The sequence below is a fragment of the Kitasatospora azatica KCTC 9699 genome (genome assembly GCF_000744785.1).
Lineage (GTDB): Bacteria > Actinomycetota > Actinomycetes > Streptomycetales > Streptomycetaceae > Kitasatospora > Kitasatospora azatica.
On record NZ_JQMO01000003.1, the window covers coordinates 5,623,339 to 5,646,249 of the forward strand.

Sequence of the window (22,911 nt, forward strand, 5' to 3'; positions counted from 1 at the left end):
CTGCGAGCACCGAAGTGGCCCGTCCCGCCGTCGGCGGGGCGGGCCACCACCGTCACTGCCCGGTCAGCTGCGCGGACGCCCGATGCGGGCCTCGATCTCGGCGGCCCGCGGATGGCCGAGATCGTCGAGGACGGCACGAGCCTGCTCCCAGTACCGCAGGGCCGGCCCGGTCTCCCCGTTGGCCGCGGCCACGAGGCCGAGGACGTCCAGCGCGATGCCCTCGTCAACGCGGTTGCCGGCTTCCTGGTTCAGCGCGAGGGCCTGGGTGGCGTACTCGCCGGCTTCTTCGACCCGGTCCAGCATGTGCAGGGTATCGGCGACGTTGGCCATGTCCCGGCCCATGAAGTAGCGGTCGGATCTCTCGACGGCGATGGCGAGGCCTTCCCGATAGTGGCTGAGAGCGGCTTCGAGATTGCCGAGTTTCCTGTGCGCCTCCCCGAGATTGGAGTGCGCCGCTTCCTCGCCGTAAGGCAGCCCGATCTGCCGGAAGATCTCGAGTGCCCGCTCCAGCATGCCCACGGCCGCTCGGGCCTCGCCCATCTCGATGTGGACGTAGCCGAGATTGATCAGGCAGGACGCTTCCCCTCGGATGTCGGCGAGTCGCCGTCGTATCTCCAGGGCTTGGTCGAGGCAGTCCGCCGCGTCAGCGAGGCGCCCGGCCGCCTGATAGGCACTGGACAGGCTGTTGAGCACCCACGCGGTCGCTCCCGGATCATCCAGCACCCGGGTGGCAGCCAGCGCCGCCTCGTAGCAGTCGGTCCAGCCCTCGTCCGGGCGGCGCAGATTGAAGAGATCCCACATCGTGATCGGCAGCTTCCACGCGATCTCGTGCCGACCGGTGCGGGCGGCCTGCAGCACGGCTGCGACGAGATTCTCCTGCTCCGTCTCGCACCAGGCGAGCGCCTCGTCGTAGTCGGCGAAGTTGAGCGGCCGAACGGAAGGGGCCGGTGGATCGAGCACGACATGGCGCCGGGGCGGATTGAGCTTCTTCGTGGCGGCCGCACTGGTATGGAGGTACCAGCCGAGCAGCCGGTCGGCGCCGGCATCCTGCTCCTGCGGCGGATCCTCCGACTGCGCGCACTCGATGGCGTAGACACGCAGCAGGTCGTGCAGGCGGTAGCGCCCCGGGCCCGGGGCAACGACCAGGTGCATGTCGACCAAGGCGTCCAGGATCCGCGCGGCGCTGGCCGCCGGCAGCGCCAGCAGTGCGGCCGCCGCGGCGAGGGTGGTGAAGGGCCCCTCGCACTGACCGAGCAGACGGAAAGCACGGGCCTGGTCCGGTTGCAGATTCCGGTAGCTCACCGCGAAGGTCGTCCGAACCGCCCGGTCCTCGACCTGGAGCTCGTCCAGCAGCCTTTCCTGACCACCGAGTTGATCGGCAAGGGCCTGAACACTCCAGCTGGGCTGGGCGACCAGCCGGGCGGCGGCGATCCTGATGGCAAGGGGCAGGCCCGCACAGGCCGCCAGTACGGAGGCGACCGCTCGCGGTTCTGCTCCGGCCCGCTGCGCCCCGATGATCCGGGTGAACAACTCGCGCGCCTCGTCGTGGGGCAGGGTGCTGAGCGTCAGCCGGTCCGCACCGTCCAAGCTGGCCAGCATGCTGCGGCTCGTGACGAGCACGGCGCAGCCACCAACTCCGGGCATCAGGGGGCGCACCTGAGCAGCGTCCTTGACATCGTCCAGCAGGATCAGCACGCGCTGCCCGGCCAGCAGACTCCGATACAGTGCTCCGCGCTCATCGGGATCAGCCGGTATTCGCTCCGTCGTGATGCCCAGACCGCGCAGGAATCGGGCCAGTATCTCGGTGGGGTTGGTCGGCGACGGACCGCTTCCCAGCATGTCGGCGTGGAGTTGGCCGTCGGCGAATCGGCTGCGCACCAGATGGGCCACATGGACAGCCAGGGCGGTCTTGCCGAAACCGCCGGCACCGTCGATCGCCGACAGCACCACTGGTCCGATCGGCCGCTCGGAATCCGTCCCCGCCAAGAGGCTCACAAGGCGATCCACCTGCTCGGCCCGACCGGTGAAGTCAGCGAGATCCGCAGGTAATTGAACCGGACGTACGCGAGCCGCACGGCCGGCCGACCGGCCGCCGAAGCCGGCCTGCCGGGGTGCTGCCCATGCCAGTCCAGGGTCCTCGGCCAGGATCGCGCCGTGCAGCGCCCGCAGCTCGACCCCCGGTTCGAGGCCCAACTCCTCGACCAGCAGACGGCGCCCGGCCTGGAACACCGCGAGCGCATCGGCGCGTCGCCCGCTGCGGTACAGGGCCAGCATGAGCTGGCAGCGGAAGTGCTCCCGCAACGGCCAATCCTCGACCAGGCGGCTGAGCTCCGCGACGAGCTTGTGGTGGTCGCCGAGCGCGAGCTCGGCCTCGATCCGGCCTCGCAGCGCATCCAGCCGGCGTTCCTGCAGCGGCGGAACTGTCTGCATGCCCAGCAACTCTCCGGGCAGATCCTCCAACGGCTCACCCCGCCAGCAGGCCAGGGCGCCGACGAACAGCTCGCCGGCTGCCCGCCAATCCTCCACTCCCTCGGCAGCGATGCCTTGTTGGTGGAGATCCTCGAAGCGGCGCAGATCCACCTCTTTCGGATCGGCAGTCAGCCGGTAGCCGGGACGCGCGGTCCTGATCCGAGCTCCGACCTGCGGCCCGAGGCTCTTGCGCAGCCTCACCACCATCACCTGGAGCGCCGCACGAGGCTGACGGGGAGGTGTGCCCTCCCACACGTACTCGGCCAATGAGTCGGTCGAGACGGCGTAGCCGGCGTGGAGGAGCAGCACGGCCAGGAGGGTCCTCAGCCGCCCGTCAGGAATCCGGCACAGCTCACCGTCGTCGTCCCTGACTTCCAAAGGCCCGAGCAGCCTGAAGTCCACGTCCCACCCCCCATAGCGCCGCCAGCCCCCTGCGGCTACGCCCCGTGTAGGAGGAGTGTAAGCGTGAGAAGTCAGGATCGGGTCGATACCGTTCCCGGGGGAGAAGGCATGCCTAGAGAGTCCCTGACCGAATGTCCGAGATGTTCCGGATGCCTTGCCAACCCCCTGCCGGAGTCGGCCGACCAACACGTGGAGGCCCCCGCGAAGCCCTCGCGGCCACGCCGTCCACCGGTCGACGAACTGTCGGACCTGGAGCACGAATTGATCGTCCTGCTGGCCAGCGGGCTGACGGACGAGACCGCCGCGAAGCGGCTGGGAATCTCGCTGCGCACCGAGCGGCGCCTGGTGGCCGGCCTCATGCGGCGCCTCAACGCCACCAGCCGGTTCGACGCCGGGATCAAGGCGGCGCAGCGCCGTTGGATCTGATCACGGTCTGCCGGCTGCAGCCAGGGTGGTGACGGCAGCGCCGTAGGCGCACTCGACCGGGACGGCCCCTATCTCTGGCCGCGCCGTTCCGGACTGGCGACGGACGAACGGCGCGGCGGGTGCCGACCCGCCGGTCCCACGCGGCTCAGAACAGGGGTCGCCGGCCCGTCCGCAGCGTCCGGCAGGCCGGGGAGCGCGTCCTGCCACGGACTGATTCTGACGTTCGACCCTGGAAAACAAAAAGTGCTGGTCGAGATGGATCTCAACCAGCACATCGTCGCAGGCCGTAGGCCCAGAGTTGATGTTCGAGGGGTGTGTCGACCCATACGCACATGCCGCTGTTGCGCGGGCAACTGGCACTGCCATAGTAGATTCGCTGCGGCCAGCCACAGTCCTACTACAGATATGGTGCCCGCTGCGGATGGCGGCGCGCAAGGGCAGCCCGGTTTCACCCTGTCGGGCTCGGAAAGTCATCGCCGCAGGTGGCAGCGGTGGGGCGATGGCGCCTGGCACCATGTCCGCGTGATTGTCTCGCTGCTGTACAAGGTGACCCGCAAGCTGTTGTCTGCCCCCGAGGTGCTGCTGCGGCGCGGCACCTCGAAGGACGCGGAGTTGCTTGTGCTCCGGCACGAGAACGCGGTGCTGCGCCGCCAGATCGTCGGCCGGGTCCGCTACGAGCCGGCAGATCGGCTCTGGCTGGCAGCGCTGTCGAGCCTGATACCCCGTCACCGGTGGCGCGAGGTCTTCCCGGTCGCCCCGGGCACGCTGCTGGCGTGGCATCGCAGGTTCATCGCGGCGAAGTGGGACTACAGCGCGGCGAACCCGGACCGGGCGCCCGTCGACCCGAACGGCGATCAAGAAACTGATCCTGCGGCTCGCTCGAGAGAACGCGAGGTGGGGACACCGGCGGATACAGGGGGAACTCGCCCGCCTCGGGCACCCGATCGCCGCATCCACGGTGTGGGAGATCCTCCACGCGGCGGGCATCGACCCGGCTCCGCGTCGCACCGGCCCGACGTGGCGCGAGTTCCTCACGGCCCAGGCCGAGGGCATCATCGCCGTCGACTTCTTCCATCTCGACACGATGCTCGGCCGGCGCCTGTACGCGCTGGCATTCATCGAGCACGGCAGCCGGCGCCTGTACATCGCCGGCGTCACCGCCCACCCCACCCGGGACTGGGCGGTGCAGCAGGCCCGGAACGTGGCCGCCGACCTCGGTTGACGCACGGAGTCCCTACGCTTCCTACTACGTGACCGCGACGGCAAATACGGGCAGTCCTTCGACGCCGTCTTCGAGGCCGAGGAGATCGAGATCCTCAAGAGCGCACCGCGAGTTCCCCGGATGAACGCCCACTGCGAGCGAGTGATCGGGAGCATCCGGCGTGAAGCCCTGGACCATGTGCTCATCATGAACGAGGCCCACGCCCGCCACGCCCTGGCCGCCTACCAGCAGCACTACAACGAACACCGTCCCCACCGTGCCCGCAACCAACTACCACCCGGCACCCATGAGCAGACCACCGTCGCACACGACCTCCAAGGCCACAGACTCCTGCGCACCCGCGTCCTCGGCGGCGTCATCAACGAGTACCGATACGCAGCCTGACCGGCAGCGACGACTTTTCCGAGCCCCACAGGATCGCCGAAACCGAAACCCAACGCGCCAGAGCCGAGGCACGACTTCGAACCGCAACCGGCACCCGCCGCACCCAGGCCCTGACCGAACAGCAGATCGCCGACCTCGTAGATCAAGCCGGCAGCATGATCGACGTCCTACGCGATGCCAAGCCCGAGACCAAGCGGCAGACTTACGCCGCCCTCGGCCTGCGCTGCGACTACAATCACGCACAACGCAAAATGCAGGTCAGGATCGCTCCTGACCTGCATTCCCTCGCCAACAACGTTGGCGAATGGGTCGTGTCCGAGGGGGGACTTGAACCCCCACGCCCGATAAAGGGCACTAGCACCTCAAGCTAGCGCGTCTGCCATTCCGCCACCCGGACTGGGTGTGTGCCTTGGGTTCCGGTCTCGGGCCCTGCGGCGACAGAGAGAACAGTAGCAGGCTTTGGGAGTGGTCCTCACCTGGGATTCTCTGGTGGTGAGGGGGGTGGGTGAGCGGATGCGAGCTGGACGGGGGTGGGAGTTGGGCGGGAGTGGTGGGGAAGTGGTCAAGGTCGGTCAGGAATGGTCCGGCGGGGGCAAGTTCCTCGACCCTGCGCAAGGAATCGGGCGGCTCTCCTAGCCTCTGAAGTGAAGGGGAGCCCCTGAACGGAACGCCCCGTTCCCGAAAGGTCGGCCGGTGCCGGCGATGCGGCTGGTGCCGGCGATGCCTCCCGAGTCCGGAGGAAGGTGGCACAACGTGGAGCGGACCAGCGTGACGGCGACCGAACTGACGCAGGCCGAGGCGGTGACCGAGGGTCGGACCGCACAGGTGGCGCCGGCCGCCGCCGAGGAGGGCCTGTGGCGGATCGTCGCTGGAGCGCAGGAGTCCTCGGTCCCACAGGTCAGGCACGCGGTGCGGGATCTGCTGCGCAGGTGCGGGCTGGTCGGCGAGCGTTACGAGGAACTGACCGACGGGCTGCTGCTGATCGTTTCGGAACTGGTCACCAACGTGGTCGCGCACGCGGCGGTATTGACCCCGCAGGTGACCACCGAGGTGACCATCGGCGGTGGCCAGGTGCGGGTGGCGGTGGAGGACGGGCATCCGTACCGGCCCAAGGCGGTGCAGAGCGACGAGGGGCAGACCGGCGGGCGCGGACTGATGCTGGTCAAGAGCATCGCGCTGGAGGCCGGCGGTTCGTGTGACGTGGAGCAGGCCGGGGACGGCGGCAAGGTGATCTGGGCCTCCCTGCCGCTGCCCCCCGGCCCACGCGGATAGCTGCGGCTACCAGTCGCGCAGCCGTGGCTGCCGGTCGCGTAGCCGCCGCTACCAGTCACGTAGCTACAGCTACCAGTGGCGTAGCTACAGCTACCAGTCGCGCCCGGCGATCTCCCGGATCCCGGGCAGCGCCGCCTCGAAGACCGTGTTGAACCAGACCGAGAACGGCTTCTGCGCCTGCAGCTCCTTCAGCTCCCGCGCGGTGACGAAGCGGGTGTCGTCGACCTCCTCCGGGTCCGGCCGCAGTTCGTCCGTCATCAGCCCGACGAACAGGTGGTTCCACTCCCGCTCGATGAGCCCGGAGGCCTCGTCCGGCAGGTCGTAGCGGACGGTGCCGGCCGCGCAGAGCAGCGCGGGGGCGGTGCCGAGCTCCTCGGCGGTGCGCCGGGCGGCGGCGACGAACGGCGGCTCGTCGGGGTAGGGGTGGCCGCAGCAGGTGTTCGACCAGACACCGGGGGAGTGGTACTTGCCCAGGGCCCGGCGCTGCAGCAGCAGTCGGCCCTGCTGGTCGAAGAGGAAGACCGAGAACGCCCGGTGGAGGTGCCCGGGCTGCTGGTGCGCCCAGAGCTTCTCCGCGGTGCCGATGGTGACACCGGTGTCGTCTACCAGCTCCAGCTTGATCTCCGGAGCGACGACGGTCGGCGGCTCGGCGGCCAGGCTGGTCGGTCGGCTCTCTGGCATTGGACCTCTTTCGGCACGGGGACCGGCGCCGCCACCCGGGTAAGCCACCTCGGGCAAGCCCCCCCGGTCCAGCGGACGGCAGCGCGCCCCGGCGCGAACTGTGCCGCGTGCGGAGGGCGTCGGTGCCCCAGTCTGCCCCATGGGCGCGTCGTGGGGACGGATTCGACGCACGAGCGGCCTTCCGGGGGGTGAAGAGGCGCGCACCTCGGCAAATCCCCGGCGTGCGCGCTGTTCGCACGCCCCCAGCAACCGCTCAGCAGATTCCCATCAAGCTCCCAACAACCTCCCGCCAGGCTCCCAACAACTGCCCGCCAACCCCCCGCCAACCTTCCACCGACCTCCCACCGACCCCTCCTCGCAACTGATCGTGCACATGATCAACACGCTTCGGGCACCTGCTGTCCAGCTGCCCAGGCCGCCGTTCGGGCTGGTCGCGCGGGTCGCCTACCATCACATAGACACGGTGCACCGCCGCAGGGCGGGACCGGGGCGCCGACTCGTCGGTCGGCACAGGGGGACCCCAGGGCAGCACGGCGTAGCAGCACCACAGCACGGCACCCGGTACGACGAAACAGGAGACCCCGCATGATCGGCCTCGTTCTGGCGGCCGGAGCCGGCCGACGGCTCCGCCCGTACACCGACACGCTCCCCAAGGCGCTGGTACCGGTGGACGGCGAGAAGACCGTGCTGGACCTCACCCTCGGCAACTTCGCCGAGGTCGGCCTGCGCGAGGCCGCCATCGTCGTCGGCTACCGCAAGGAAGCGGTGTACGACCGCAAGGACGCGCTGGAGCAGAAGTACGGCGTCAAGCTCACCCTGGTCGAGAACGACAAGGCCGAGGAGTGGAACAACGCCTACTCCCTCTGGTGCGCCCGCGAGCTCTTCGGCGAGGGCCTGCTGCTGGCCAACGGTGACACCGTGCACCCGGCCTCGGTGCAGCGCACCATGCTGGACGGCAACGACCGGCTGACCGCCGAGGGCCGGGCGCCGGGCATCCTGCTCGCGCTGGACACCGTGAAGAAGCTGGCCGACGAGGAGATGAAGGTCATCGTCGACCCGGCAAAGGGCGTGCAAAGGATCACCAAACTGATGGACCCGGCCGAGGCGACCGGCGAGTACATCGGCCTCACCGTGATCAACCCGTCCGCCGCCGCCGACCTGACCGACGCGCTGCGCACCACCTACGAGCGCGACCCGCAGCTCTACTACGAGGACGGCTACCAGGAGATGGCCGACCGCGGCCTGCGGATCGACGTGCAGCCGATCGGCGAGGTCTCCTGGGTCGAGGTCGACAACCACGAGGACCTGGCGAAGGCGCGGGAGATCGCGTGCCAGTACTGACGAGGCTGATCCCCTCGCCGGTCTTCGTCGAGATCCGTCCGGGCGCCCTGGACGCGCTGGCCGGCATCCTGGCAGACCAGCGCCTGTCCGCCGCCGGCCGGGTCGCGGTGGCGATCAGCAACGGTTCCGGGGCCCGGCTGCGCGAGCGCCTGGAGCCCCAGCTGCCCAGCGCCGACTGGTTCCAGGTCGGTGACGGGACGCTGGACGGCGCGGTGCGGCTGGCCGAGCAGATGCGCGGCGGGCACTACGACGTCCTGGTCGGTCTCGGGGGCGGTAAGATCATCGACGCCGCCAAGTACGCCGCCGCGCGGGTCGGGCTGCCCGTTGTCGCCGTCGCCACCAACCTGGCGCACGACGGCATCTGCTCTCCCGTCTCGATCCTCGACAACGACGCGGGGCGCGGTTCGTACGGGGTGCCCGGACCGATCGGCATCGTGGTCGACCTGGACGTGATCCAGAAGGCCCCGAGGCGCTTCGTGGCGGCGGGCATCGGCGACGTCATCTCCAACATCTCGGCCTGCGCCGACTGGGAACTCTCCCAGCGCGAGACCGGTGAACCGGTGGACGGCCTCGCCGTCGCGATGGCGCGTTCGGCCGGTGAGAACCTGCTGCGCCACCCGGGAAAGCTGGAGGACACGGACCTCCTTACGGCGCTCTCGGAAGCACTGGTACTGTCCGGCATCGCGATGAACATCACTGGCAGTACCCGGCCTTCCTCCGGTGCCTGCCACGAGATCTCGCATGCCTTGGACGTGCTGTATCCCAAGCGATCCGCCCAGCACGGCGAGCAGGTCGGCCTCGGTGCCGCCTTCGCGAGCCACCTGCGGGGCGAGCGCGAGCTGACCGCGCTGATCGTCGAGCGCCTGCGGACCCACGGGCTGCCGGTGACCGCCGATCAGATCGGTTTCACCGAGGCGGAGTTCACCGAAGCGGTGCACTACGCTCCGAATACCCGGCCGGGCCGCTTCACCATTCTTGAGTACCTCGACCTCTCCCCTTCCGCTATCAGGGACGCGTACGCCGACTATGTCCAAGCCGTCAACAGCTGAGTCCGCCACCTCGGCCCCCGTCCGCACGGTCGACCTCACGGTCCGCCCCTCGATCGAGGAGCTGCGCGCCGTCATCCATCCCGAGGGCATGCTCCAGCGGCGCAGCGCCGAGCACTGGGCGGGCCGGCTGTACATGCGGAAGATCTCGCTGCGGATCACCCGGGTGCTCTCCACCGTCACCGCGATCACGCCCAACGGCCTGACCTACCTGATGATGTGCACGGGCATCCTGGCCGGTGCCGCGCTGGTCATCCCGGGCATCGGCGGCGCGATCGCCGGCGCCCTGCTGATCCAGGTCTACCTGCTGCTGGACTGCGTGGACGGCGAGGTGGCCCGCTGGCGCCGGCAGACCTCGCTGACCGGCGTCTACCTCGACCGGGTCGGCCACTACATGTCCGAGGCCGCGCTGCTCACCGGCCTCGGCCTGCGCGCCGCCGACCTCCTCCACCGCTCCGGCAGCGCCTCGCGCTGGGAGTGGGCCTTCCTCGGCACGCTGGCCGCGCTCGGCGCGATCCTGATCAAGTCGGAGACCGACCTGGTCGACGTGGCCCGGGCCCGCAGCGGCCTGACCGCCGTCGAGGACAGCGCCTCGGTGCCGCGCTCGGCGGGTGTCGCCAAGGCCCGCCGGGCCGCCTCGCTGCTGAAGTTCCACCGCCTGGTCGGCGCCGTGGAGGCCTCGCTCTTCATCCTGGCGGCGGGCATCGCCGACGCGGTGCACGGCGGCCTCTTCTTCACCCGGCTCGCGGTGGTGGTGCTGGCGGCGATCGCCATGCTGCAGACCGTGCTGCACCTGCTGAGCATCGTCCTGTCCAGCAGGCTCCGATGAGCGCGGCCCAGAAGACCGCCGAGGACTTCAAGCTCGGCGCGGTCATCATCACCATGGGCAACCGCCCCGCCGAGCTGAACGCGCTGATCGAGTCGGTGCTGAACCAGGAGGGCCCGGCCGTCGAGCTGGCCGTGGTCGGCAACGGCGCCCCGCTGCCGCCGCTGCCGGCCGGCGTGCGCACCGTCGAGCTGCCGGAGAACCTCGGCATCCCGGGCGGCCGCAACGTGGGCATCGAGCTGTTCGGCCCGAGCGGCCGGGACGTGGACGCGGTCCTGTTCCTGGACGACGACGGCCTGCTGCCGCTGAAGGACTCGGCGAAGCTGCTGCGCGAAGCCTTCACCGCCGATCCGGAGCTCGGCATCGTCAGCTTCCGGATCGCCGACCCGGACACCGGCGTCACCCAGCGCCGGCACGTGCCGCGGCTGCGCGCCAGCGACCCGCTGCACTCCTCGCCGGTCACCACCTTCCTCGGCGGCGCCAGCGCGGTCCGCTCGACCGTCTTCGAGCAGGCCGGGCAGCTGCCCGCGGAGTTCTTCTACGCCCACGAGGAGACCGACCTCGCGTGGCGTGCGCTGGACGCCGGGTGGTCGATCGACTACCGGGCCGACATCGTGCTGCACCACCCCACCACCTCACCGGCCCGGCACGCCACCTATTTCCACAACGTGGCGCGAAACCGGGTCTGGTTGGCCCGACGGAACCTTCCGGCCCTGTTGGTGCCTCTCTATCTCTGCACCTGGATTCTGCTCACCCTGGCTCGCCGTCCCTCGGGGGAGGCTTGGCAGGCGTGGCGGGCCGGGTTCCGGGAGGGCTGGCGCACGCCCTGTGGTGCGCGACGGCCCATGCGGTGGCGTACTGTATGGCGATTGACCAGGTTGGGCAGACCGCCGGTCATCTGATCACTCCGCTCGGGGGACCACCACACCCCCGACGGACTTCCCCCGTGATCCGTTTGGATCTCCCCGTCGAGAACCCGGCGACTGCCCCCCGGCCAGCAGCCGGACTTCCGATCCGTGAAGGACGAATGTGTCGACAGTGAGTGAACCGATCAACCTCTCCCTCCCCGGGGGTGTTGATACCGGGCTGACCCAGAAGCAGCTCGCCGAGAAGTACGGCCTGACGGTCAGTGGGCGGCGGCCCGGACTGGTCGCGTACACGAAGCAGCTGTGGGGGCGTCGGCATTTCATCGTGGCCTTCGCCACGGCCCGGTTGGTGGCGCAGTACACCACGGCGAAGATGGGCCAGGTCTGGCAGGTCGTCACCCCGCTGCTGAACTGCGCGGTCTTCTACCTGGTGTTCGGCCTCATCCTGAAGAACCGGGATGACATGCCGTACTACATCCCCTGGATGTGTATCGGCGTCTTCATCTTCCAGTTCACCCAGAGCGCCATCCAGGCCGGAACCCGGGCCATCTCCGACAACCTCGGTCTGATCCGTGCGCTGCACTTCCCGCGCGCCTGCATGCCGATCGCCTTCACGGTGATCCAGCTCCAGCAGCTGCTGATCTCGATGGTGGTCCTGGTCGGCATCGTGCTCGGCTTCGGCTTCCCCCTCACCACGACCTGGACGCTGCTCGTCCCGGCGCTGATCCTGCAGTCGATGTTCAACACCGGCCTCGCCCTGGTGATGGCCCGGGTCGGCTCCAAGACCAGTGACATCTCCCAGCTGATGCCGTTCCTGCTGCGGACCTGGATGTACACCTCGGGCGTGATGTACAGCATCGCCAACCACATCGACAATTGGCCCAAGTGGTGCCAGATCCTCATGCAGATCAACCCGGCGTCGGTCTTCATGGAGCTGGTGCGGCACGCGATGATGCCGTCGATCTACAGCCCGCACAAGTACCCCGGGCACCACGAGACCCTCCCGCCGCACATCTGGGCGGTGGCCACCGGCTGGGCAGTGGCGCTGTTCGTTCTCGGGTACGTGTTCTTCTGGAAGGCCGAAGAGGAGTATGGACGTGGCTGACACCACCACCATCACCGACCGTGACGAGCGCGACGCCAAGGCGGTCGCGGCTGCCAAGGAGACCCGGGTCCCCACCGTCATCGTCGACGACGTGCACATCGTCTACAAGGTGCACGGCGCCTCCGCCGGCAAGGGCAGCGCCACCTCCGCCCTGTCCCGCCTGATCTCCCGCAAGCGCTCGCCCGCGATCACCGAGGTGCACGCCGTCCGCGGCGTCAGCTTCACCGCGTACAAGGGTGAGGCGATCGGCCTGATCGGCTCCAACGGCTCCGGAAAGTCGACCATGCTGTCGGCGATCGCCGGTCTGCTCCCGACCGAGCGCGGTGCGATCTACACCAACGGCCAGCCGTCGCTGCTCGGTGTGAACGCCGCGCTGATGGACGACCTGACCGGCGAGCGCAACGTGGTGCTCGGCTGCCTGGCGATGGGCATGAGCCCGGCCCAGGTGAAGGCCCGCTACCAGGACATCGTGGACTTCTCGGGGATCAACGAGAAGGGGCAGTTCATCAACCTGCCCATGCGCACGTACTCCTCCGGCATGGCGGCCCGGCTGCGCTTCTCGATCGCGGCGGCCAAGACCCACGACGTGCTGCTGATCGACGAGGCGCTGTCCACCGGTGACCAGGCCTTCCAGCGCCGCAGCGAGGACCGGATCCGCGAGCTGCGCAAGGAGGCCGGTACGGTCTTCCTGGTCAGCCACAACAACAACGCGATCCGCGACACCTGCGAGCGCACCGTCTGGATCGAGACCGGCCAGCTGATCATGGACGGTCCGACCGACGAGGTGGTCGGCATGTACGAACGCGGCGAGCGCCCGTAGACGCGACAAGCCACTCAAGAGCCGGTGCCCCCCAGCGGGCACCGGCTCTTCCGCGTGCGGAGCAGGGCCGCCGGCCGTGCGCTCCGGCGTGTGCGCCGCGTGGGTGAGATGGGACCGGCGCGCCGGGGGGTGGTCTTTTCGGCGGGTGTCCGGAAGTGAAAGGGTGGGGGCCCGAGAACGGGCCCGCCTGCCCTGGGGGGAGTGTTCGAGTCGATTCCATGGTCAACACCGGTGTAGAACGGGGGAGTGACGGCAGTGACGACTTCGGCTCAGTCCTCGGCACGCTCGGGGAGCGGTGACGACACGGGGGCAGCGACCCTCGACAAGGCGGCGCGGGAGAACTTCCCGGTCGCGCCCGGGTTCCTGCCCGCGGCCTGGCGCGACGACCTGATGGCGGTCTACGGCTTCGCCCGGCTGGTGGACGACGCGGGCGACGGGGACCTGGAGGATCCGGCCGGGACGGCCAGGATCCTGGGCGTCCCCACTCCTTCGGAGCAGTCCGACGAGACGACTTTCAGACTGGGTCTGCTGGACGGTCTGGAGCGCGATCTGGACCGCGCCTTCGAGGCGGCCCTGAAGCCGGGCAGCCCGACCGCCGAGGCGCCGCGGCACCCCCTGCTGCAGGCGCTGGTCCCGCTGGTCGACCGGCATGCGGTGACCCCCGAGCCGTTCCGCCGACTGATCGAGGCGAACCGGGTGGACCAGGTCACCACCCGCTATCCGACTTTCGAAAGTCTGATCAACTACTGCACGTTGTCCGCCGATCCGGTCGGTCGTCTGGTCCTGGCGCTGGCCGACGTTGCCACCCTGGAGCGGATCGAGCGATCGGATGCGATCTGTTCCGCGCTTCAGGTGATCGAACACCTGCAGGACGTCGCCGAGGACCACGCCCGAGGTCGGATCTACCTTCCGGCCGAGGACATGGCCCGCTTCGGTGTCTCCGAGGACGACCTGGGGCAGCCCACGGCCGGACCGAAGGTGCGCGAACTGGTTGCCTTCGAGGCCGCCCGGGCGCGGACCCTGCTCGATCACGGCGCGCCGCTGGTGGGTACGGTTCGTGGCAGGCTTCGACTGCTGCTGGCGGGATTCACCGCCGGCGGGTACGCGGCGCTGGCGGCCATCGAGGCCGCCGGTCACGACGTACTGGCACAGCAACCGAAGCCCGACAAGCGCCGCCTCGCACTGAAGGCGGCGGCCATCTTCGCGAAGGGAAGGTGAACGCCCGAGTGGCGGCATCACCACTGGCGTCGGCACCGGTCATGGCGGCGTATCGGTACTGCGAGGCGGTCACCGCCCTGCAGGCCCGCAACTTCAGCTACGGGATCCGGTTGCTCCCGGAGCCCAAGCGCCTGGCCATGTCCGCGCTGTACGCGCTGGCCCGCCGGGTCGACGACATCGGCGACGGCGAGCTGCCGGCCGAGCGCAAGACCGAGCAACTGCTAGCCACCCGGGCACTGCTGGACGAGATCCGGTCCGGCACCGTCACGGAGGAGGACACCGACCCGATCAAGGTGGCGCTGGCCGACGCGTCGCGTCGCTTCGCGATCCCGTTGGACGCCTTCGACGAGCTGATCGACGGCGTCGAGATGGACCTGCGCGGCGCCGAGTACCAGACCTTCGAGGACCTCAAGGTCTACTGCCGCTGCGTGGCCGGCTCGATCGGGCGCCTGTCGCTCGGCGTCTACGGCTGCGACGACCCCAAGCGCGGGGCCGAGTACGCGGACACCCTGGGCCTGGCGCTGCAGATCACCAACATCCTGCGCGACCTGCGCGAGGACGCGGTCAACGGCCGGACCTACCTGCCGGCCGAGGACCTGGCCCGGTTCGGTTGCGAGCAGGGCTTCGCGCTGTCCACGCCGCCGGTCGGCGCGGACTTCACCGGACTGGTGGCCTTCGAGGCGGAGCGCGCCCAGGGCTACTTCGAGGAGGGGCTGCGGCTGCTGCCGATGCTGGACCGCCGCAGCCGGGCCTGCACCGCCGCGATGGCCGGCATCTACCACCGGCTGCTCGGCCGGATCGCCGCGGAGCCCGAGTCGGTGCTGCGCGGCCGGGTCTCGCTGCCGGGCTGGGAGAAGGCGTACGTCGCGCTCTCCGGTCTGGCCGGAGGCCGCTCTTGAGCGCTGGCCCAGGGACGCTCCTGATCCTCGCGGATCCGGGGCAGTACAGCTGCAAGGACGGATCCACCAGCAGGGAGGCGAGATGACCGGGCGAGCCGAGACGGCCGGCCTCCCCCAGCCGTCGGCCGGGGGGACCCCGGCGGCCGTGGTGGTCGGCGGCGGTCTGGCGGGGATCACCGCCGCGCTCCGGCTGGCCGAGGCCGGCCACCGGGTCACCCTGCTGGAAGCCCGCCCCCGGTTGGGCGGGCTGGCCTTCTCGTTCCGCCGGGGCGAGCTGACCGTGGACAACGGCCAGCACGTCTTCCTGCGCTGCTGCACCGCCTACCGCGGCCTGATCGAGCGACTCGGGGCCGGCAGCCAGATGGAGATCCAGCCGCGGCTGGACGTCCCGGTGCTCTCGGTACGGGAGACGGCGCGCGGCGCCCGGCACCGGCTCGGCCGGTTGCGCCGGGCGGCGCTGCCGGTCCCGCTGCACCTGGCCGCCAGCCTGGCGACCTACCCGCACCTGGACTCGCTGGACCGCCTGCGGGTGGTCCGCGGCGCCCTCGCCCTGCAGCGCCTGGACCTCGCCGACCCGGCGCTGGACCGGCTCTCCTTCGGTGAGTGGCTGCGCGCGCACGGCCAGAGCGAGCGCACCGTCGCCGCGCTGTGGGACCTGGTCGGCATCGCCACCCTGAACGCGCGGGCCGACGAGGTCTCGCTGGCGCTGGCCGCGATGGTCTTCAAGACCGGCCTGCTCACCGACCCGGGCGCCAGCGACATCGGCATCGCCGCGGTGCCGCTCGGCGCGGTCCACCACGACACCGCGCTGGCCGAGCTGGCCAAGGCCGAGGTCGGGGTCCGGCTGCGCACCAAGGCCGTGGAGCTGAAGTCCGACGCGTCCGGGCAGCACACGGTGCGCCTGGAGAACGGTGAACTGCTGACCGCCGACACCGTGGTGCTGGCCGGCGCCCAGGAGACGGCCGCCGCGCTGCTGCCGCCGGAGTCGATCGACGAGCAGCAGCGGCTGGGCGAGCTCGGCTACGCGCCGATCCTCAACGTGCACGTGGTCTACGACCGCAAGGTGCTGCGCCGGCCGTTCTTCGCCGCGCTGGACTCCCCGGTGCAGTGGGTCTTCGACCGTACCCAGCACTCGGGCCTGGCGCGGACCCGGCCCGGCGCGCAGTACCTGGCGCTCTCCCAGTCCGCGGTGCGGGACGAGATCGACCTGCCGGTCTCCGAGCTGCGCGCCCGCTACCTGCCGGAGCTGGAGCGCCTGCTGCCGGCCGCGCGGGGCGCCGAGGTGCTCGACTTCTTCGTCACCCGCGAGCGCACCGCCACCTTCGACCCGGCGCCGGGCACCGCCGCGCTGCGCCCCGGGCCCGCCACCAGGGTCCCGGGCCTGCTGCTGGCCGGCTCGTGGACCGCCACCGGCTGGCCCGCCACGATGGAGAGCGCCGTGCGCAGCGGCCATGCCGCCGCCGACGCCGCCCTGGCCGCCGCCGGTCACCGGGTCCCGGTCGACCGGGGCGACGGGCGGTGGCCGCGATGACCGCCCCGTCAGACACCGCGCCGTCGGAGACGGCGCTGCCAGGCACCTCGCCGTCAGGCATCTCGCCGTCAGGCATCTCGCCGTCGGGCACCTCGCCGTCAGGCACTTCGCCGTCGGGCACTGAGGCCCGCAGCACCACACCCACTGACACCCGTACACCGGCCCAGGGAGAGGGAACACTCGTGGAGGCACGTCCCAGCACGTTCGCGGGAGCGACGGCCCAGGCCGAGCCCGTCTCGGTACCCGAGCTGCTGGCCAGAGGCCGCACGCTCTGCACCCCGCCGCTGCGCGCGGCGATCGCTCGACTGGCAGCCCCGATGGACGCGGTCGCGGCCTACCACTTCGGCTGGACCGACCAGGCCGGCAACCCGACGGCCGGCGACGGCGGCAAGGCGGTCCGCCCGGCGCTGGCGCTGCTCTCGGCCGAGGCGGCCGGCGCCTCCGCACATGCCGGAGTACCTGGTGGGGTAGCTGTTGAGCTGGTGCACAACTTCTCGCTCCTGCATGATGATCTGATGGATGGTGACGAGACTCGCAGGCACCGGGCGACCGCCTGGACCGTCTTCGGTCCGGCACAGGCGATCCTGGTCGGCGACGCGCTGGCCACCCTCGGCACCGAGGTCCTGCTCGACGCCGGCAAGAGCGGCGCCGCGACTCCCGCGGACGCCGCCCGAGCCGTGCGGCTGATCACCACTGCCACCCGCAAGCTGATCGACGGTCAGGCCCAGGACCTCTCCTTCGAGCACCGCGACGCGGTCAGCGTCGCCGAGTGCCTCGAGATGGAGGGCAACAAGACCGGCGCCCTGCTGGCCGCCGCCGCGGCGATCGGTGCGGTGCTGGCCGGCGCCGACGACCGGACGGCCGACGCGCTGGAGCGCTACGGCCACCACCTCGGGCTGGCCTTCCAGGCCGTCGACGACCTGCTCGGCATCTGGGGCGCCACCGAGGTCACCGGCAAGCCGCACTGGGGCGACCTGCGCCAGCGCAAGAAGTCGCTCCCGGTGGCGGCCGCCCTCGCCGAGGGCGGAGCGGCCTCGCGCCGACTGGCCGAACTGCTCGCCGACCCGCAGGGGCGCGGCGAGGAGTCCGAGGAGGTGCTGGCCGGCCGGGCCGCCCTGATCGAGCAGGCGGGAGGCCGCTCCTGGACCCAGGAGGAGGCCCGCCGCCAGCACAAGACCGCCCTCGCCGCTCTGGACGAGGTGCCGATGGCCGACGAGGTGCGCGATCGCTTCGTGGCCCTCGCCGAATTCGTGGTGGTACGAGAGAGGTGACAGCAAGTTGACAGCAACCGCGGACGGCCGGCTCGACCCTGAGTACGATTCCGAGCCGGTCGCGGTGGACGAACGGCCGATGGCCGGCCCGGCCGAAACGGCCGAGCGGGTCGGAGCATGGCCGATCGAGACAAGCGTGGCGGCCAATGGGGGGCCCGCCACGCAGGGGACGCAGCCACTGGCGCCGTCACCCTTGGACCGCGCGGCGATCGAGGACAGCCTGCGCCGGGCCACCGAGCATCTGCTGTCCCTGCAGGACGACGAGGGCTGGTGGAAGGGGGACCTCGAAACCAACGTCACCATGGACGCCGAGGACCTGTTACTCCGCCAGTTCCTGGACATCCGCACCGCGGAGCAGACCGCGGCCACCGCCGAGTGGATCCGCTCGCAGCAACGCGAGGACGGCACCTGGGGCACCTTCCACGGCGGCCCGCCGGAGATCTCCACCACCGTCGAGGCCTATGTGGCGCTGCGCCTGGCGGGGGACGCGCCGAGCGCCCCGCACATGCGGGCCGCGGCCGAGTACGTGCGCGGGGCCGGCGGCATCGCGGCCACCCGGGTGTTCACCCGGATCTGGCTGGCACTGTTCGGCTGGTGGCCCTGGGAGCGGCTGCCGGAGATGCCGCCCGAGATCATGTTTCTGCCCAAGTGGCTCCCGCTCAACATCTACGCCTTCGGCTGCTGGGCCCGGCAGACCATCGTGCCGCTCACCGTGGTCTCCGCCCACCGCCCGGTCAAGCCGGCCCCGTTCGACCTCACCGAACTGCACAGCGACCCGGCCAACCCCTTCCCACTGCGCCCGCTCGCGCCGCCGACCAGCTGGGACGGCTTCTTCGAACGGCTCGACCTGGTCCTGCACGCCTACCACAAGCGCGCGGTGCGTCCGCTGCGCCGGCTGGCGCTCAGTCAGGCCGCCCGCTGGATCGTGGAGCGCCAGGAGGCCGACGGCTGCTGGGGCGGCATCCAACCGCCCGCCGTCTACTCGCTGATCGCCCTGCACCTGCAGGGCTACGAGCTCGACCACCCGGTGATGCAGGCGGGCCTGGCCGCGTTCGAACGCTTCACCGTGCACACCGAGGACGGTGCGCGCTGGCTGGAGGCCTGCCAGTCCCCGGTCTGGGACACCTGCCTGGCCGCCATCGCGCTGGTCGACGCCGGCCTGCCGGGCGACCACCCGGCGGTGCTGAAGGCGACCGACTGGATGCTCGGCGAGGAGATCAGAACCAAGGGCGACTGGTCGGTCCAGCGTCCGCAGCTGGAGCCCGGCGGCTGGGCCTTCGAGTTCCACAACGACACCTACCCGGACATCGACGACACCGCCGAGGTGGTGCTGGCGCTGCGCCGGGTCAAGCACCCGGAGCCGGCCAAGGTGGACGGCGCGGTCCACCGCGGCGTCGAGTGGAACCTCGGCATGCAGTCCAAGAACGGTGCCTGGGGCGCCTTCGACGTGGACAACACCAGCACCCTGCCCAACAAGCTGCCGTTCTGCGACTTCGGCGAGGTGGTCGACCCGCCGTCGGCCGACGTCACCGCCCATGTGGTGGAGATGCTGGCCGAGGTCGGCAAGGCGGACGACCCGCGCACCCGCCGGGGCGTCGAGTGGCTGCTGAAGAACCAGGAGGCCGAGGGCTCCTGGTTCGGCCGCTGGGGCACCAACTACATCTACGGCACCGGTTCGGTGGTGCCGGCCCTGGTCGCCGCCGGGGTGCCGGAGTCCGACCCGGCGATCCGGCGCGCGGTGCGCTGGCTGGAGGAGCGGCAGAACCAGGACGGCGGTTGGGGCGAGGACATGCGCTCCTACGAGGACCCGGAGAAGTGGTCCGGGCGCGGCGACTCCACCGCCTCGCAGACCGCCTGGGCGCTGATGGCGCTGCTGGCGGCGGGCGAAGGCCCGGGCGGCCGGTTCGCACCGCAGGACGGCCGCGGCACCGCCGCGGTCGAACGCGGCGTGCGCTGGCTGGCGGCCACCCAGTTGGCCGAGGGCAGCTGGGACGAACCGCAGTTCACCGGGACCGGCTTCCCGTGGGACTTCTCGATCAACTACCACCTCTACCGGCTGGTCTTCCCGGTCACCGCGCTCGGTCGCTACCTGCACGGCAACCCCGTGCTGGGCGATCCCCGGAGGGCCACGTGAACCGTCCTCTGCTCGTGCTGTGCGCGCTGGCGCCCGAGGAGTGGGCGCTGCGCGGCGGCGACTGGGCGAACGCCCTGGGTGGTCCGGCGGTGCTGGCGCGCACCGGCATGGGCCCGGAGCGGGCCGCACGGACCGTCAGCACCCTGCTGGCGGCCGGGCCACAGGCCTACGGCGCGGTGCTGATGACCGGATTCTGCGCCGCCTCGGCGCCGGGAACAAGACCGGGCGAGGTGATTGTTGCCGACAGGGTGCACTCCGCCTCGGGATGTTCAACTGCTACCCGGTTGCCCGATGTTCTCGCCCAGGCCCTGCGGGGCCTGGGTCTCGGTGTGCGCGTCGGAGCGCTCCACACGGCCGACCACGTGGTGCGCGGCCACGAACGCCGCGTCCTGCACCGGGCCGGGGTGACGGCGGTGGACATGGAGTCCGCCGCGGTCCTCGACCGACTGCCCGACGGTCTGCCGGTGGCGGCCGTGCGGGTGGTGGTCGACACGCCCGAGCGCGAGTTGCTCCGTCCGGGGACGATCCCGGCGGGCCTGCGCGCCTTCCGTACCCTGCGGGCCACCGTGCCCGCACTGCTCGGCTGGCACCGCGCCGTCAGCGGCGCCGCAGTCGGCACCACGCACCTCCGTTCGATACCGGAGCCGTCAGATTTGTTCCCGATGACCCACTCTTCCCTGCCGACGCTCCCTCAGGAGGCGAGCTAGCCATGGCAATGCCGCTGCGCCAGACCGTGCGGGTTGGTACCTATCTCATGCAGCAGAAGCTCATCAAGCGGCGGGAGAAGTTTCCCCTGATCGTGGAGCTGGAGCCGCTTTTCGCCTGCAACCTCGCCTGCGAGGGCTGTGGCAAGATCCAGCACCCCGCCGGGGTGCTCAAGCAGCGGATGCCGGTCGCCCAGGCGGTCGGCGCGGTCCTGGAGTCCGGGGCCCCGATGGTCTCCATCGCCGGTGGCGAGCCGCTGATGCACCCGCAGATCGACGAGATCGTCCGTCAGCTGGTGGAGAAGCGCAAGTACGTCTTCCTCTGCACGAACGCGCTGCTGATGCGCAAGAAGCTGGACAAGTTCACTCCTTCGCCGTACTTCACCTTCACGGTGCACATCGACGGGCTGCGCGAGCGGCACGATGAGTCGGTGGCCAAGGAGGGGACCTTCGACGAGGCGGTCGCCGCGATCAAGGAGGCCAAGCGGCGCGGCTTCCGGGTGACCACCAACAGCACCTTCTTCAACACCGACACCCCCCAGACGATCATCGAGGTGCTCGACTACCTCAATGACGAGCTGAAGGTGGACGAGATGATGATCTCCCCTGCCTACGCTTACGAGAAGGCTCCCGACCAGGAGCACTTCCTCGGTGTCGAGCAGACCAGGGAGCTCTTCCGCAAGGCCTTCGCCGGCGGCAACCGCCGTCGCTGGCGGCTCAACCACAGCCCGCTCTTCCTGGACTTCCTGGAGGGCAAGGTCGACTTCGAGTGCACCGCCTGGGGCATCCCCAACTACTCCCTCTTCGGGTGGCAGCGCCCCTGCTACCTGATGTCGGACGGGTATGTGCCGACCTACCGGGAGCTGATCGAGAAGACCGACTGGGCCAAGTACGGGCGGGGCAAGGATCCGCGCTGTGAGAACTGCATGGCGCACTGCGGCTACGAGCCGACCGCCGTGCTGGCCACCATGGGTTCGCTCAAGGAGTCGATCCGGGCGGCCCGGGAGACGGTGGGCGGCACTCGCTGAGTCGGCGCGCCCGGCGCGCGTGCAGGAGCGCGCGCCGGGCCCGACCATGGCAATCAGCACCATGGCATCAAGACCACCGCACAGCAAGGATGAGTCAACTCATGACCGCGATCTCGCTCGGCCTTCCCTCGCTGCCACTCAAGCCGCTCGCCATCCGGCGGATCTCCCGTCAGATCATGGTCGGCAACGTTCCGGTCGGCGGCGACGCCCCGGTCTCGGTGCAGTCGATGACCACCACGCTGACCTCGGACGTGAACGCGACGCTGCAGCAGATCGCGCAGCTGACGGCGTCGGGCTGCCAGATCGTGCGGGTCGCCGTGCCGTCCCAGGACGACGCGGACGCGCTGCCGATCATCGCGAAGAAGTCGCAGATCCCGGTGATCGCCGACATCCACTTCCAGCCGAAGTACGTGTTCGCGGCGATCGACGCCGGCTGTGCGGCGGTGCGCGTGAACCCGGGCAACATCAAGGCCTTCGACGACAAGGTCGGCGAGATCGCCAAGGCGGCCAAGGCCGCCGGGACCCCGATCCGGATCGGCGTCAACGCCGGCTCGCTGGACAAGCGGCTGCTGGAGAAGTACGGCCGGGCCACCCCCGAGGCGCTGGTGGAGTCCGCGCTGTGGGAGTGCTCGCTCTTCGAGGAGCACGACTTCCGCGACATCAAGATCTCGGTCAAGCACAACGACCCGGTCGTGATGATCAACGCCTACCGGCAGCTCGCGGCGGCCTGCGACTACCCGCTGCACCTCGGTGTCACCGAGGCGGGGCCGGCCTTCCAGGGGACCATCAAGTCGGCGGTGGCCTTCGGCGCGCTGCTGGCCGAGGGCATCGGCGACACCATCCGGGTCTCGCTGTCCGCGCCTCCGGCCGAGGAGGTCAAGGTCGGGATCCAGATCCTGGAGTCGCTGAACCTGCGTCAGCGGGGCCTGGAGATCGTCTCCTGCCCGTCCTGCGGCCGCGCCCAGGTGGACGTCTACAAGCTCGCCGAGGAGGTCACCGCCGGCCTGGAGGGCATGGAGGTGCCGCTGCGCGTCGCGGTCATGGGCTGTGTGGTGAACGGTCCGGGTGAGGCCCGCGAGGCCGACCTCGGGGTGGCCTCGGGCAACGGCAAGGGGCAGATCTTCGTCAAGGGCGAGGTGATCAAGACGGTGCCCGAGTCCAAGATCGTCGAGACCCTGATCGAGGAGGCGATGCTGCTCGCCGAGCAGCATCTGGCCCAGGGCGGCGCTACCGGCGTACCCGCGGTGATCGCGGCAGGCTGAACCC

Annotated in this window: 19 protein-coding genes, 1 tRNA gene and 1 pseudogene; 18 read left to right on the forward strand and 3 right to left on the reverse strand. The window is 70.4% G+C overall.

Features of this window, described 5'->3' with window-relative positions; genetic code table 11:
• Nucleotides 1-63: 63 nt before the first annotated feature.
• Nucleotides 64-2,871, reverse strand: a complete 2,808-nt coding sequence (locus BR98_RS35390) for an AfsR/SARP family transcriptional regulator (protein WP_198042345.1) — start codon at nt 2,869-2,871, stop codon at nt 64-66.
• Between the two features lie 261 nt (nt 2,872-3,132).
• Here BR98_RS35390 and BR98_RS39980 point away from each other — a divergent pair, with 261 nt between their 5' ends.
• Both BR98_RS39980 and BR98_RS35400 read left to right on the forward strand, forming a co-directional pair.
• Complete coding sequence (locus tag BR98_RS39980; RefSeq protein WP_157538121.1) at nt 3,133-3,297, forward strand: helix-turn-helix domain-containing protein; 165 nt, start codon at nt 3,133-3,135, stop codon at nt 3,295-3,297.
• A 522-nt stretch (nt 3,298-3,819) separates the two neighbouring features.
• Nucleotides 3,820-4,903 (forward strand): annotated as a pseudogene (locus tag BR98_RS35400) (integrase core domain-containing protein).
• 312 nt (nt 4,904-5,215) lie between these two features.
• Here BR98_RS35400 and BR98_RS35405 read toward each other — a convergent pair.
• Nucleotides 5,216-5,300: transfer RNA gene (locus BR98_RS35405), tRNA-Leu, on the reverse strand.
• Between the two features lie 404 nt (nt 5,301-5,704).
• Here BR98_RS35405 and BR98_RS35410 point away from each other — a divergent pair.
• The gene (locus BR98_RS35410; RefSeq protein WP_407639553.1) at nt 5,705-6,175 is read left to right on the forward strand and encodes an ATP-binding protein; all 471 of its coding nucleotides are present in this window, start codon (nt 5,705-5,707) and stop codon (nt 6,173-6,175) included.
• A gap of 90 nt (nt 6,176-6,265) precedes the next feature.
• On the opposite strand, the gene idi is transcribed toward BR98_RS35410, so the two are convergent.
• Nucleotides 6,266-6,856 carry an isopentenyl-diphosphate Delta-isomerase gene (idi, locus tag BR98_RS35415; protein WP_035851505.1) on the reverse strand — a complete coding sequence of 197 codons (591 nt, stop codon included), beginning with the start codon at nt 6,854-6,856 and terminating at the stop codon, nt 6,266-6,268.
• A gap of 373 nt (nt 6,857-7,229) precedes the next feature.
• Between idi and BR98_RS42415 the strand changes: the two genes are divergently transcribed.
• The 15 genes from BR98_RS42415 to ispG all read left to right on the forward strand — a co-directional run bounded on the left by BR98_RS42415 (nt 7,230) and on the right by ispG (nt 22,907).
• The gene (locus BR98_RS42415) at nt 7,230-7,445 is read left to right on the forward strand and encodes a DUF5941 domain-containing protein (protein ID WP_324606704.1); all 216 of its coding nucleotides are present in this window, start codon (nt 7,230-7,232) and stop codon (nt 7,443-7,445) included.
• Nucleotides 7,442-8,197, forward strand: a complete 756-nt coding sequence (locus BR98_RS35420) for a phosphocholine cytidylyltransferase family protein (RefSeq protein WP_035851508.1) — start codon at nt 7,442-7,444, stop codon at nt 8,195-8,197. The genes BR98_RS42415 and BR98_RS35420 overlap by 4 nt, the downstream gene beginning before the upstream one ends.
• On the forward strand, nt 8,185-9,246 hold the full coding sequence (locus BR98_RS35425) for an iron-containing alcohol dehydrogenase family protein (protein ID WP_035851511.1): 1,062 nt from the start codon (nt 8,185-8,187) through the stop codon (nt 9,244-9,246). The genes BR98_RS35420 and BR98_RS35425 overlap by 13 nt, the downstream gene beginning before the upstream one ends.
• A gap of 88 nt (nt 9,247-9,334) precedes the next feature.
• Entirely contained in the window at nt 9,335-10,072 is a 738-nt protein-coding gene (locus tag BR98_RS35430; RefSeq protein WP_035855001.1) for a CDP-alcohol phosphatidyltransferase family protein, read from the forward strand.
• Nucleotides 10,069-10,971: a glycosyltransferase family 2 protein gene (locus BR98_RS35435; protein WP_035851514.1), complete on the forward strand. Its 903-nt coding sequence runs from the start codon at nt 10,069-10,071 to the stop codon at nt 10,969-10,971. The genes BR98_RS35430 and BR98_RS35435 overlap by 4 nt, the downstream gene beginning before the upstream one ends.
• Nucleotides 10,972-11,098: 127 nt before the next feature.
• Nucleotides 11,099-12,040 carry an ABC transporter permease gene (locus BR98_RS35440; protein WP_051970978.1) on the forward strand — a complete coding sequence of 314 codons (942 nt, stop codon included), beginning with the start codon at nt 11,099-11,101 and terminating at the stop codon, nt 12,038-12,040.
• A complete protein-coding gene (locus BR98_RS35445; protein WP_083977400.1) occupies nt 12,027-12,860 on the forward strand; it encodes an ABC transporter ATP-binding protein in 834 nt (277 codons plus the stop codon). Before BR98_RS35440 ends, BR98_RS35445 begins: the two co-directional genes overlap by 14 nt.
• Before the next feature lie 255 nt (nt 12,861-13,115).
• Nucleotides 13,116-14,078, forward strand: a complete 963-nt coding sequence (gene hpnC, locus BR98_RS35450) for a squalene synthase HpnC (RefSeq protein WP_035851517.1) — start codon at nt 13,116-13,118, stop codon at nt 14,076-14,078.
• A 41-nt stretch (nt 14,079-14,119) separates the two neighbouring features.
• Entirely contained in the window at nt 14,120-14,977 is an 858-nt protein-coding gene (gene hpnD / locus BR98_RS35455) for a presqualene diphosphate synthase HpnD (protein WP_051970980.1), read from the forward strand.
• Nucleotides 14,978-15,059: 82 nt separating this feature from the next.
• Nucleotides 15,060-16,508, forward strand: coding sequence for a hydroxysqualene dehydroxylase HpnE (gene hpnE / locus BR98_RS35460; protein ID WP_035851520.1), 1,449 nt, complete (start codon nt 15,060-15,062; stop codon nt 16,506-16,508).
• A 182-nt stretch (nt 16,509-16,690) separates the two neighbouring features.
• Nucleotides 16,691-17,779, forward strand: coding sequence for a polyprenyl synthetase family protein (locus tag BR98_RS35465; RefSeq protein ID WP_035851523.1), 1,089 nt, complete (start codon nt 16,691-16,693; stop codon nt 17,777-17,779).
• A gap of 79 nt (nt 17,780-17,858) precedes the next feature.
• Nucleotides 17,859-19,913, forward strand: a complete 2,055-nt coding sequence (gene shc / locus BR98_RS35470; protein ID WP_083977769.1) for a squalene--hopene cyclase — start codon at nt 17,859-17,861, stop codon at nt 19,911-19,913.
• Nucleotides 19,910-20,620 carry a phosphorylase family protein gene (locus BR98_RS35475; protein ID WP_063774899.1) on the forward strand — a complete coding sequence of 237 codons (711 nt, stop codon included), beginning with the start codon at nt 19,910-19,912 and terminating at the stop codon, nt 20,618-20,620. The genes shc and BR98_RS35475 overlap by 4 nt, the downstream gene beginning before the upstream one ends.
• A gap of 2 nt (nt 20,621-20,622) precedes the next feature.
• A complete protein-coding gene (gene hpnH, locus BR98_RS35480) occupies nt 20,623-21,645 on the forward strand; it encodes an adenosyl-hopene transferase HpnH (protein ID WP_035851525.1) in 1,023 nt (340 codons plus the stop codon).
• 101 nt (nt 21,646-21,746) lie between these two features.
• On the forward strand, nt 21,747-22,907 hold the full coding sequence (gene ispG / locus BR98_RS35485) for a flavodoxin-dependent (E)-4-hydroxy-3-methylbut-2-enyl-diphosphate synthase (protein ID WP_035851527.1): 1,161 nt from the start codon (nt 21,747-21,749) through the stop codon (nt 22,905-22,907).
• Nucleotides 22,908-22,911 lie beyond the last annotated feature (4 nt).

Coding starts and splice junctions, on each gene's coding strand:
- idi (WP_035851505.1), bottom strand. CDS start 6,856: ATGCCAGAGAGCCGACCGACCAGCCTGGCCGCCGAGCCGCCGACCGTC.
- BR98_RS42415 (WP_324606704.1), top strand. CDS start 7,230: ATGATCAACACGCTTCGGGCACCTGCTGTCCAGCTGCCCAGGCCGCCG.
- BR98_RS35420 (WP_035851508.1), top strand. CDS start 7,442: ATGATCGGCCTCGTTCTGGCGGCCGGAGCCGGCCGACGGCTCCGCCCG.
- BR98_RS35430 (WP_035855001.1), top strand. CDS start 9,335: ATGCTCCAGCGGCGCAGCGCCGAGCACTGGGCGGGCCGGCTGTACATG.
- BR98_RS35435 (WP_035851514.1), top strand. CDS start 10,069: ATGAGCGCGGCCCAGAAGACCGCCGAGGACTTCAAGCTCGGCGCGGTC.
- BR98_RS35445 (WP_083977400.1), top strand. CDS start 12,027: ATGGACGTGGCTGACACCACCACCATCACCGACCGTGACGAGCGCGAC.
- hpnD (WP_051970980.1), top strand. CDS start 14,120: ATGGCGGCGTATCGGTACTGCGAGGCGGTCACCGCCCTGCAGGCCCGC.
- hpnE (WP_035851520.1), top strand. CDS start 15,060: ATGACCGGGCGAGCCGAGACGGCCGGCCTCCCCCAGCCGTCGGCCGGG.
- shc (WP_083977769.1), top strand. CDS start 17,859: ATGGCCGGCCCGGCCGAAACGGCCGAGCGGGTCGGAGCATGGCCGATC.
- hpnH (WP_035851525.1), top strand. CDS start 20,623: ATGGCAATGCCGCTGCGCCAGACCGTGCGGGTTGGTACCTATCTCATG.
- ispG (WP_035851527.1), top strand. CDS start 21,747: ATGACCGCGATCTCGCTCGGCCTTCCCTCGCTGCCACTCAAGCCGCTC.